Consider the following 11188-nt stretch of genomic DNA (forward strand, 5'->3'; position numbering starts at 1 on the left):
TGACCGACCATGTCCGCCGCTACCTCGTCATGCCCGACCGCATCGAGGAGCAGCAGTGAGCAACCGAACCCGCGCCCAGGTCCACACCTTCACCGATATCAAGCCCGACTTCGACGCGATCGTCGGCTCGATCAACTACGCCACCATGACCACCGTCGACGCCAAGGGACGGCCGAGATCGCGCGTGCTGATCCCGGTCTGGGAGACCGGCACCGAGCAGCCGATCGGCTGGCTCGGGACCTACCGCACCCCGGTGAAAGCCGCCCATATCGCGGGAAATCCGCACGTGACGTTCTCCTATTGGAGTCCGGCGCAGAACACCGTCGCCGTCGACACCGTGGCCGAGTGGACCGACGATCCGGATGAACGCGCGCACGTGTGGAACCTGTACCGCCACGGCAGCCCGCCCGGCGCGGGCTACGACCCCGGCCAGTTCTGGCAGGGCCCGGACGATCCCGCCTTCCAGGTCCTTCGCCTGTCTCCGTGGCGCATCCAGGTCCTGCGGCGCCGCGATCTGGTCAGTGGGATTCCGGCGCGCATCTGGCGCGACCCGCTCCAGGGGGATTGACAGTCCCTACGGCGAACGCAGTCGTTCGCCGGTGGAGCTGACAGGACTGGACGTCCGTACAGGTCACGGCGCGATCCGCTGTGACGGGTACCAACACCGGCCAGTATTTCCACCAGGAAGGATGTGGTGCCGAATTCGCCGAATCGGGCGATTTCCTTGCCGGAGGAAATGAGCGGAGCTACGTTACCCACATCCCGGCCGTGGGTTCCCCTCTTTTCCGGCGGGATGCTTACCAATCATGCAAGGAGATTCACCATGGGTTCATTGACCGAGTTGATGATGGCCGCCATTGCGGGAATAGGTTCCGCAGCCGAGGGCGATGGACTACTCGCCGTATTCCTGGGCTCGGTCGAGGCATTCTTCCCGTAAAGGAGAAGATGCGCTAACGGTCCGCACCCGGACCATTTCCACGAGCTCGCCGAGCCGTCATCGCGCCATATTGATAGCCGTACAGCATGATGCCGGAGTTCTGCCAGGCCGAAAAAGTGGACGGTCGAGTCGTCTCGATCCCCCAAAAATGGGGTCTGTCTCACCAGCCAGCAACGCGCAGGTTCACTGCCACTCACCGCCTTGTCGCCCCAGAAAGTCGCGGTATACGCAGGTCACATGCAGTGCGGTTGCGCGTCATGGCAATCGGCGAGCAGTTTCCATCGGGAAAGAAAAATATGAACGAATCACAGTGTGCGAAACACCGCCTTGCCACACAATGGAAGTGGCGCTACGTTACCGGCATCACAGACTGCGATTCACGACCACGCAAGGAGATCGACCATGGGTTCACTGACCGAGATTATGCAGGCGGCGATCGCGGGCCTCGGTTCCGCGGTCGAGGGCGACGGCCTCCTCGCCGTCTTCCTCGGCTCGGTGGAAGCATTCTTCCCGTAAATCGCACACTCGCCCGCAACACCCGATTCTTCGGGCTGATTCACCAGCATATCCAGGAGTAAACAATGGGTTCTCTCTACGAATTGATGCAGACCGGCGCCGGTAGCCTCAGCGAAGCCGCCCTGCCTTTCATTCAGGCACTGATCACGGTGAGCGGCGGAACTCCCACACCGGGTAAGTAGATTCGTCACCGACGATGAAGGGGCGGGCCGTTCGACGGCCCGCCCCCCTTCCCATTTCGTCCCCGAGAGAAGTCAGCAGGCTCGTATCACGATGAACAATCACCTCCTCCGCGCAATCATGGTGGCCGTCTGCGCCGCGGCAGTGGCAACGACGCCCGTCTTCGTCGACGGTGCGCACGCGGGAGCCGAAACCGGTGCGCGACTGGTGAGCCAGAGCCGGTCGGGGCAGGTCGCCGAGATCAGCGTCTACTCGCCGTCGATGGACCGCACGATCGCGCTGCGGGTGCTGCGCCCCGCGGATACGACCGTTCCCGCGCCGACGCTGTACCTGCTGAACGGCGCAGGCGGCGGCGAGGATTCGGCGAACTGGCCGGGGCAGACCGACGCGGCCGGATTCTTCGCGGGCAAGCACGTCAACGTAGTGATCCCCATGGAGGGCGCGTTCAGCTATTACACCGACTGGCAGCGGCCGGACGCGGGCCTGGCCGAGAATCTCGAGAACAACGGCCACAACATGTGGACGACATTCCTCACCGAGGAGCTCCCGCCGGTGATCGACACGGCGTTCGCCACGACCGGGGTCAACGCGCTGGCCGGCATCTCGATGGCGGGGACCTCGGTGCTCGATCTGGCCATCCAGGCACCGCAGCTGTACCGCAGCGTCGCCTCCTACAGCGGCTGCGCGATGACCAGCGACCCGATCGGGCGCGCGTTCGTCTCGCTCGTCGTGCGGATGGGCGGCGGCGACGTCGAGAACATGTGGGGCCCGGCCACCGACGCGGCCTGGCGCGAGCACGACCCGTATGTGCAGGCGCACCGGCTGCCCGACATCCCCATCTACATCTCCAGCGGAACCGGATTGCCCGGCGCGCACGACACTCTCACCAATCCGCGGGTGCACATCAACGGCAAGAACCCCCAGTCGATCCTGGTGAATCAGATGCTCATCGGTGGCGGCATCGAAGCCGCGGCCGCGTACTGCACGGTGCGCATGGGACAGCGCGCACGCGAACTGGGCCGCACGAATGTCACCGTCAACGTCCGGCCGACCGGCACCCACTCCTGGGGCTACTGGGAAGACGACCTGCACGCGTCCTGGCCGATGATGGCGACGGCGCTCGGCCTGTGAGCGCCGAACTCCGGGTGGGCACCGAACAGCTGAGCCCGCGCGACGCGGTCTTCGTCTACGACGAGACCGACCGGCACCTGTCGAACATCGTCGCGGTGTATTTCGCCGACGCGTCGGGGCACCCGCCGCTCACCTTCGAGGAGGTGCTGAACTGGGTGCGGGCGGGCATCGGGCACGCGGCGCTGTTCCACCGGCGGCTGCAGCGCGTGCCGATGGACCTCGACCTGCCGTACTGGGTGCCCGATCCGGCACTGTCGGTGCGTGAGCACGTGGTGCTGGACCGCGCGGGGACGTGGAACGACGCCCGCGCGCGCATCGCCGAGATCACCTCCACCCGGATGGATCTGACCCGGCCGCCGTGGGAGATCCACGTGCTGGATCGCGTCGCGGGCGTTCCCGCGATGGACGGCGAAACCACGATCGTGGTGCTGAAGTTCCACCACAGCGTCGGCGACGGCGTCGCGACTCGTGCGCTGGAGCACCGGCTGTTCGGCGACGCACCCGCGCCGGCCGTCCGGCTCGACGAGCCTCGGACGCTTCCGGCCGCGGTACGCACCGCGGCCGCGCTGGTCGCCCAGCCCGTGCGCTTCGCCACCGGACTGCTGCGGTCCCGCGCGGCGCAGGAGGAGCTGCGTGCCCTCGTCGACGCGGGCACGGTGCACGAACCTGTCGCACTGCGCCCGGCGACCCGATTCAATCGGGACATCCACGCGGAGCTGACCTTTCACCTGCTGCCGATTCCGCTGCCGGAGGTCCTCGCGGCCAAAGCCGCCGCGCCACAGCGGGTCACGATCAACGATCTGATGCTGACCACGATTTCCGGTGCGCTGGCCGCCTACCTCGCCGAGCACGACGAGGTGCCGGCGGGAGCACTCGCCGCGATGGTGCCGATGTCGATGCGCGGTGTCGCCGAATGGAATTCGGCGAACCAGCTCACCCAGATGATCGTCGACCTGCACACCGACATCGCCGATCCGCTCGACCGGCTGGCCGCGGTCAAGCTCTCGGCGAGCCGCGCCAAACAGCACACCGCCGACCCGGCGGTGCTACGCAGCGACCGCAGAGTGGAGACCGCGCCCGCGCTGCTGTTGCGCGCGGCGGGATGGGCACGCGCGCAACGACGTTTCGACGACTCGGCGACGGTGCCGTTGTGCAACACCACGATCAGCAACGTGCCGCCGGTCTCCGACTCACTCGCCTTCTGCGGCAGGCCGATTCGCCGCGCCGTCGGCTCGCTGCCGATCCTCGACGGCGACGGTCTGCGCCATCTGATCACCTCGCAGGGTGACGAGATCGTCATCGCGGTCACGACGAACGCCGCGATGATGCCGGACCCCGAGCGCTACGGCGAGCTGCTGCTGCGCTCGTTCCGCGAACTCGCCACCGCGCTACTCGCCCAGGATGTTCCGGCTGAACACTAACGCTGCAGGCAGCTGGTGCGCCGCACCGGCAGGCCACGATCCTCGAGCGCACCGAGCAGCAGCTGACCACGGCGCGCACCCGCGGTGCTGTCGGCGCGGGCCAGATCGGGCACGTAGGTGGCGGCGCCGACGACGGATTCGCCGACCAGGGACCAGAATCGGCGTGCGGGCAGGCCGGAGCAGCGGATGAGGACCGACTGCAGCGGAATCAGCGAGGACGCGCAGCGCTGGGCCAGCCAGACCGCCATCGCGGCCTCACACGGTAGCGCGACCGCGTCGCGCTCGTCGGCCTCGGGATCACCGTCGACGACGCGAATCGTGGTGTCGGACAAGCCTGCCCAGTCGATGCCACCATCGTTGTCATGATGGATCCACAGGTTGTCCCGGCCCGGGTCCCAGGCCTGGGCCGACATCACGAACAGCGCCGTGACCCGGCCGACCACGGCGTGGATGAGGGCGGTCGCCACCACCTCGGCGGCGATGTCGTCGTTGATCATCTCGGCCGCGTGGCGGCGGTACATCAGCTCGACGCGACCCTCGGACAGCCCGTTCGGCACGTGCCACCATCGCCGTTTGCCCTGACCGGCCATCGCCGCCACGGCGTAGACCCGCGAATGTTCGGGTTGCAGCGATTGCAACCGGGCGCACGCGCGGTCGAACGCGGCGGTGGTGCGGGACAGGGCGGTGGTGACGGGCTCGGGCATCGAACCTCCTCGAACGTTGGTTCCCGTGACGATGATGTCTCGGAACATAGGTTAGGCTTACCAGACTTCACAAGTTGTGTCCGGTTTCGAGGCAGGAGAAGTTCGTCGCCGTGATCCACCCTGGCACCGTCAGACGTCGTCGTCTGACCGGGCTTCTGCTGCTCGTCTTGCTGCTCACCGTCGCGGTGGTGGCGAGCATTGCCATCGGCACCCGCTCGCTCGCACCGGCCACGGTGTTCGACGCCGTCACACACGCTCTCGGCTGCGACGGCGGCCCGTTCCGATGCCCGGCCCGCTCCACCGCCGAGGAAATCGTGCGTGAGCTGCGTCTGCCGCGCACCGCGTTGGCCCTGATCGCCGGGATGGCGCTGGGGATCGCGGGCGCGCTCATCCAGGGGTATACCCGGAATCCGCTCGCTGATGCCGGTTTGTTGGGACTCAATGCGGGAGCGGGGTTTCTGTCCGCGCTGAGTATCTTCCTGTTCGGCTTCACCGCGCCGAGTCAGTACATCTGGTTCGCGTTCGCCGGCTCGGCGATCGCGGGCGTGGTCGTGTTCGGGGTGTCCTCGATCGGCGGTGGCAAGGCGAGTCCGTTGAGCCTGGTCCTCGCCGGTGCGGCCGTCACCGCGTTCCTGCAGGCGATGACCAATGCGGTCATCGTGGTGGACAACGCGGCGCTCGACACCTACCGGTTCTGGGTGGTCGGCAGCGTGACCGGGCGCGAGGCCGGGGTGTTCTGGCAGGTGCTGCCGTTCCTTGTCGTCGGCATGGCGATGGCGGTCGCGGCGGCGCCCGGGCTGAATCTGCTGAGCCTCGGCGACGACGTCGCCCGCGGACTCGGCGTCGATGTCGGCCGGGCGCGGGCGTTCGGGTTGTTCGCGGTGGTGCTGCTCAGCGGCGCGGCCACCGCGGCGGTCGGGCCGATCGCGTTCCTCGGGCTGGTGGTGCCGCACATCGCGCGCACCATCACCGGACCGGACAACCGCTGGCTGATCCCCTACTCCGGACTGCTCGGCGGCCTGCTGCTTCTCGTCGCCGACATCGCCGGAAGGGTGGTCGCCCGGCCGGGAGAACTCCAGGTCGGGGTGATGCTGGCGGCGATCGGCGCCCCGTTCTTCATCGCGCTGGTGCGCCGTAAGAAGCTGGTGACGCTGTGAGCACGATCGAGACCGACAAGCAGGACGAGCAGGCGGGCGCCGAGCTGCGGAAGGTTCGTCCCGCGCTGCGCGTCGGGCCGGTGTCGCTGGTGCTGCGACCGGTGATGCTCGGCGTCGTCATCGCGCTCGGTGTGCTGGTGTTCGGGCTCTTCTGCCTCGACATCGCGGTCGGCGACACCACCATCCCGCTGGGCCGGGTGCTCGACGTTCTCGGTGGCGGCGGCACCAGGTCGCAGCGATTCATCATCATCGAATCGCGCCTTCCGCGGGCACTCACGGCCGTGGTGGTCGGCGGCGCGCTCGGGCTCTCCGGTGCCCTGATGCAGTCGATTCTGCACAATCCACTGGCCGGGCCGGATGTGCTCGGCATCACCACGGGTGCCAGTGTCGGCGCGGTCGCGGTGCTGGTCGGCAGCGGTGGCGCGACCACCGGCCTGATCGCCACGATCGGTGCGCCACTGGCCGCGCTCACGGGCGGCCTGCTCACCGCTGTCGTCATCTATCTGCTCGCCTGGGGACGCGGCAGGGCCGGAGAACGCGGGGTCACCGGGTTCCGGCTCGTACTCATCGGCATCGGCGTCAACGCGGTGCTGATGTCGGTGATCAGCTGGCTGCTCACCCGTGCCAGCCTGACCGACGCCGCCAGGGCCCAGATCTGGCTGACCGGATCACTCAACGGCGCCGACATGGCCAGGGTCGCCTCCGCCGCGATCGCGCTGGCCGTGGTGACGGTGGTATCGCTGGTCTCGGCGCGCACGCTGGCCGCACTACGGCTGGGCGAGGAGTCGACGCGGGTGCTCGGCGTGCGCATCCAGGCGCAGCAGGCGCTGCTCATCGGGGCTTCGGTGGTAGCGGCGTCGGTGGCGACCGCGGCCGTCGGACCGGTCGGCTTCGTCGCGCTCGCGGCGCCGCAGATCGCCAGGATGGCGCTGCGCACACCCGGTGAACCGCTCATCGCCTCCGCACTCACCGGCGCCGGGCTGGTCGCCGGAGCCGATATCATCTCGCGCACACTGCTTCCCGTCGAACTGCCCGTCGGCATCGTGACCGCCGCGCTCGGCGGACCGTTCCTGCTCTACCTGCTCGTCCGCATGAATCGGAAGGCCACGCTCTCATGACCAGCCCCGCCCATCGCCTCGCCGCCGACGGCGTCTCCCTCGGCTACGGCGAACGGGTGATCGTCGACGGGCTGAGCCTCGACATCGCCCCCGGCGTTGTCACCACCGTCATCGGGCCCAACGGGTGCGGCAAGTCGACGCTGCTCAAATCGCTGGGCAGGCTGCTGCGCCCGCGCGACGGGCAGGTGGTACTCGACGGCAAGGCGATCTCGTCGATGAAGACCAAGGACGTCGCCAGGGTGATCGGCATGCTGCCGCAGACCCCGGTCGCGCCCGAGGGCCTCACCGTCGCCGACCTCGTCGCCCGCGGACGGCACCCACACCAGTCCTGGCTGCGGCAGTGGTCGGCCGACGACGAGACCGAGGTCGCCGCCGCCCTGGCCCAGACCGGCATCGCCGACCTGGCCGAGCGCACCCTCGACGAACTCTCCGGCGGCCAGCGCCAGCGCGCCTGGATCTCCATGGCCCTGGCCCAGGGCACCGACATCCTGCTGCTCGACGAGCCGACCACCTACCTCGACCTCGCGCACTCGCTCGAGGTCCTCGATCTCGTCGACCGCCTGCACGCCGAATACGGGCGCACCGTGGTGATGGTCCTGCACGATCTCAACCTCGCCATCCGCTACAGCGACGAGCTCGTCGTGATGTCCGCGGGCCGGATCGTGGCGCAGGGCAAGCCGGCCGAGATCGTCACCGCCGAGCTGCTCGCCGAGGTGTTCGGGCTCGAGGCCACCGTGCTCACCGATCCGGTCTCGGGACGCCCGATGATCGTCCCGATCGGCACCAGGCACGTGCGCGGCGCCGACGGGTATGACGAATAACACACCAGCAAACCCCCCGTTACGACAATCTGTAGTACGCATCTTTGTCGTTGAGTCCGTAAAATTGTGGGATGGCAGGACTCGGCGAACTCGAAAAAGCGGTCATGGACCAGTTGTGGTCGGCCGACGAACCGCAGACGGTGCGGCAGGTCCACGAAGCACTGGCCGCGCGGCGTGAGCTCGCGTACACGACAGTGATGACGGTGCTGCAGCGGCTGGCGAAGAAGGATCTGGTGGTGCAGCGGCGCGACGATCGCGCGCACCGATACGCACCGGTGCACAGCCGCGACGAACTGGTCGCGAGCCTGATGTTCGACGCATTGCAGCAGGCCGACGCGGCGGGCAGCCGCGCCGCCGCCCTGGTGCACTTCGTCGAACAGGTGGGCAAGGACGAGGCCGATGCGCTGCGGGAGGCACTCGCCAAGCTCGAATCCGACGAGAAGAGCAGCTAGACTCCCTGGCGGCTCTCACAACGACGTGAGCGCCCCTGGTCCCACAACGCAGTGAGCAGAGTCGATGAACGCAACCGCGGCAGTCTTCGCCGGTCTCGCCTTGCTTCTCGCAGGGCCGGTACCAGCGTTGCTCAGTCGCGCGACCTGGGTGCATCGGTCCCCGCGCGCGGCACTCGTGCTGTGGCAGGCGATCGCGCTGGCCGCCGTGCTCAGCGCCTTCGGATCCGGGCTGGCCATCGCCAGCCTGCTGCTCGTCCCCGGCCCCGACGGTAGGCCGACCACCTCCCCCACCAAGGAGATCGACGCGCTCGGTCTGCCGCTGTGGACGGTGTATGTCACCGTGTTCGCGCTGACCCTGATGATCGGCGCGCGGCTCATGTTCTCCATCGTGCGCGTCGGCGTGCACACCCGCCGCCGCAGGTCCCGGCATCGCATGCTGGTCGATCTGCTCGATCAGAGCGGCCCGGTCCGCCGCGCCGCCGACATCCGCGTGCTCGCCTCGACCGAGCCCATCGCCTACTGCCTACCCGGGCTACGCCAGCGGGTCGTCCTCAGCGAAGGCACGCTGACCAGCCTCGACGATGCCGAGGTCACCGCGATCGTCAGCCACGAGCGGTCGCATCTGCGGGCCCGCCACGACCTGGTGCTCGAGGCGTTCACCGCCGTGCACGAGGCGTTCCCCCGGGTGGTCCGCAGCAAGGCCGCGCTCGGGTCGGTGAAGCTGCTCATCGAACTGCTCGCCGACGACTCCGCGGTGAAGGTCACCGGCCCCAAGCCGCTGGCCCGCGCCTTGGTCGCCTGCGCGAAGTCGACCGCGCCGCAGGGCGCGCTCGCCGCGGGCGGACCGAGCACGCTGATCCGCATCCAGCGGCTCGCGGGGCACTCCGGCGACGTGAGAGTCGCCACCGCCGCCTACCTCGGCTCGGCCGCGATCCTGGTCGTGCCGACACTGGCCGTCGCGGTGCCGTGGCTGCAGGAGCTGAACCGGCTCTTCCGCGGCTGACCTGGCGATTCGCCTCCTCTTTTCCCGCCGAGTATGCCGTCTCCGGCAGCACGGACGCGCCCGAGTTCGCCCGCCGAACAATCACCGCTACAAACGGTCGTCTGACCAGCGTGTTTACCCACGCGACCGCAATCCCGCCTATCCTGGGAGCTCGGTCCTTCCTGCTGGGCCGCACCCCGTGCACGCCCCGCGCGTATCCGGGTCATCGGCGCCGGACATCTTCCAGCGCGATGCGCAGCCCAACGAAAGGCCATTTTGTCTACCTCTCCGCGTCCCGACGCCACCTTCGCAGAACTCGGTCTGCCCGTCGCCCTGGTGCAGACCCTGCGCAACGCCGGCATCGAGAAGCCCTTCCCCATCCAGGCCGCCACCATCGGCGACGCGCTCGCCGGGCGTGACGTGCTCGGCCGCGGCCCGACCGGCTCGGGTAAGACCCTGGCCTTCGGCCTGCCGATGCTGGCCCGCCTCACCGGCGCGTCCGCCAAGCCCGGCCGCCCGCGTGGCCTGGTGCTCGTCCCCACCCGTGAACTCGCGACCCAGATCGAACGCGCCCTCGACGAGGCCGCGCTCTCGCTGGGCCTGCGCGTGGCCTCCGTCGTCGGCGGTGCGCCGATCAAGCGCCAGGCCGACCGGCTCGCGCGCGGCGTCGACCTGCTCATCGCCACCCCCGGCCGCCTCGACGACCTGATCAAGCAGCGGGCCGCCGATCTGTCCGACGTGACGATCACCGCGCTCGACGAGGCCGACCACATGGCCGACATGGGCTTCCTGCCCCAGGTCACCCGTCTGCTGGACCGGACCCCGAAGGACGGCCAGCGCCTGCTCTTCTCGGCCACCCTCGACGGTGACGTCGACAAGCTGGTCAAGCGCTACCTGAACAACCCGGTCACCCACTCGACGGCGCCCGCCGAGGCCTCGGTGACCACGATGACCCACCACCTGCTCTACGTGCGCGACAAGAACATCAAGCGCACCGTGGCCACCGAGATCGCCGCCCGCGACGGCCTGACCATCATGTTCGTGCGCACCAAGCACGGCGCCGACCGCCTCGCCAAGCAGCTGCGCGGTGCCGGGGTCGACGCCGGTTCGCTGCACGGCGGCAAGGCGCAGAACAACCGCGTGCGCACCCTGGCCGCCTTCGCCGACGGGTCGGTGCCGGTGCTGGTCACCACCGATGTCGCCGCGCGCGGTATCCACATCGACGGTGTCTCGCTGGTCGTGCACTTCGACCCGCCCGCCGAGCACAAGGCCTACCTGCACCGCGCGGGCCGCACCGCGCGCGCCGGTGAGGACGGTGTCGTCGTCACCCTGGTCACTGACGAGGAGCGCAAGGACGTCGCCGCGATGACCCGCAAGGCCGGCGTGCAGACCGACGGTGTCGAGGTCCGCCCCGGCGACCGGAAGCTGGTGGAGATCACCGGCGCCCGCAAGCCCAGTGGGATCGCGCTGGCCGCCCCGGCCCCGGCGCAGGTCAACGCGCCGAAGTCGGCGAACGGCGGCCGCCCGAGGCGTGGAAGGTCCGGTGGCGCACCTGCTTCCGAGGCCGCCCAGGGCCACAGCCGTGGCGCGGGCGCACCGCGCCGGGAGCGCCCGGCCGGTGAGTCGCGGACCCGCAAGCCCGCGGGCGCGGGCGGACACGCCCGCAGCGGCGACACGCCGACGAATTCGCGGCGTCGTGCCGCGCGTCCGGCGGCTCCGGCAGCTCGCCGCAACCGTTCGGCAAACTGAATCATCGCGTGGCCGAACCG

The 11188-nt window shown here is 69.1% G+C and carries 10 protein-coding genes; 9 read left to right on the plus strand and 1 reads right to left on the minus strand.

The genetic code is table 11. From position 1 onward, the window contains the following. The first annotated feature begins 55 nt into the window (after window positions 1-55). The 3 genes from ACWF9G_RS14880 (at window position 56) to ACWF9G_RS14890 (ending at window position 4185) form a co-directional block, all read left to right on the plus strand. Complete coding sequence (locus ACWF9G_RS14880) at window positions 56-568, plus strand: pyridoxamine 5'-phosphate oxidase family protein (RefSeq protein WP_452515784.1); 513 nt, start codon at window positions 56-58, stop codon at window positions 566-568. A 1158-nt stretch (window positions 569-1726) separates the two neighbouring features. Further along, the gene (locus ACWF9G_RS14885; RefSeq protein WP_452515786.1) at window positions 1727-2764 is read left to right on the plus strand and encodes an alpha/beta hydrolase; all 1038 of its coding nucleotides are present in this window, start codon (window positions 1727-1729) and stop codon (window positions 2762-2764) included. After that, window positions 2761-4185, plus strand: a complete 1425-nt coding sequence (locus tag ACWF9G_RS14890) for a wax ester/triacylglycerol synthase family O-acyltransferase (protein ID WP_452515787.1) — start codon at window positions 2761-2763, stop codon at window positions 4183-4185. The genes ACWF9G_RS14885 and ACWF9G_RS14890 overlap by 4 nt, the downstream gene beginning before the upstream one ends. On the opposite strand, the gene ACWF9G_RS14895 is transcribed toward ACWF9G_RS14890, so the two are convergent. Further along, a complete protein-coding gene (locus tag ACWF9G_RS14895; RefSeq protein ID WP_452515788.1) occupies window positions 4182-4889 on the minus strand; it encodes a hypothetical protein in 708 nt (235 codons plus the stop codon). The two genes, ACWF9G_RS14890 and ACWF9G_RS14895, sit on opposite strands and share 4 nt — an antisense overlap. 74 nt (window positions 4890-4963) lie before the next feature. Between ACWF9G_RS14895 and ACWF9G_RS14900 the strand changes: the two genes are divergently transcribed. The 6 genes from ACWF9G_RS14900 to ACWF9G_RS14925 all read left to right on the plus strand — a co-directional run bounded on the left by ACWF9G_RS14900 (window position 4964) and on the right by ACWF9G_RS14925 (window position 11168). Then, window positions 4964-6046, plus strand: coding sequence for a FecCD family ABC transporter permease (locus ACWF9G_RS14900; RefSeq protein ID WP_452515789.1), 1083 nt, complete (start codon window positions 4964-4966; stop codon window positions 6044-6046). Next, complete coding sequence (locus tag ACWF9G_RS14905) at window positions 6043-7164, plus strand: FecCD family ABC transporter permease (RefSeq protein ID WP_452515790.1); 1122 nt, start codon at window positions 6043-6045, stop codon at window positions 7162-7164. The genes ACWF9G_RS14900 and ACWF9G_RS14905 overlap by 4 nt, the downstream gene beginning before the upstream one ends. Then, a complete protein-coding gene (locus ACWF9G_RS14910) occupies window positions 7161-7985 on the plus strand; it encodes an ABC transporter ATP-binding protein (protein WP_379309396.1) in 825 nt (274 codons plus the stop codon). Before ACWF9G_RS14905 ends, ACWF9G_RS14910 begins: the two co-directional genes overlap by 4 nt. Window positions 7986-8056: 71 nt before the next feature. Next, on the plus strand, window positions 8057-8437 hold the full coding sequence (locus ACWF9G_RS14915) for a BlaI/MecI/CopY family transcriptional regulator (RefSeq protein WP_379088594.1): 381 nt from the start codon (window positions 8057-8059) through the stop codon (window positions 8435-8437). Window positions 8438-8501: 64 nt separating this feature from the next. Further along, a complete protein-coding gene (locus tag ACWF9G_RS14920) occupies window positions 8502-9440 on the plus strand; it encodes a M56 family metallopeptidase (protein WP_379088597.1) in 939 nt (312 codons plus the stop codon). Between the two features lie 255 nt (window positions 9441-9695). Further along, window positions 9696-11168, plus strand: coding sequence for a DEAD/DEAH box helicase (locus ACWF9G_RS14925; protein ID WP_379309397.1), 1473 nt, complete (start codon window positions 9696-9698; stop codon window positions 11166-11168). The last annotated feature ends 20 nt before the right edge of the window (window positions 11169-11188 follow it).

Source organism: Nocardia sp. NPDC055029, from assembly GCF_053608525.1.

Bases quoted from the DNA above. Each gene is read 5' to 3' on its own strand.
- ACWF9G_RS14915 (WP_379088594.1), top strand. From the start codon at position 8,057: ATGGCAGGACTCGGCGAACTCGAAAAAGCGGTCATGGACCAGTTGTGG.
- ACWF9G_RS14910 (WP_379309396.1), top strand. From the start codon at position 7,161: ATGACCAGCCCCGCCCATCGCCTCGCCGCCGACGGCGTCTCCCTCGGC.
- ACWF9G_RS14885 (WP_452515786.1), top strand. From the start codon at position 1,727: ATGAACAATCACCTCCTCCGCGCAATCATGGTGGCCGTCTGCGCCGCG.
- ACWF9G_RS14920 (WP_379088597.1), top strand. From the start codon at position 8,502: ATGAACGCAACCGCGGCAGTCTTCGCCGGTCTCGCCTTGCTTCTCGCA.
- ACWF9G_RS14895 (WP_452515788.1), bottom strand. From the start codon at position 4,889: ATGCCCGAGCCCGTCACCACCGCCCTGTCCCGCACCACCGCCGCGTTC.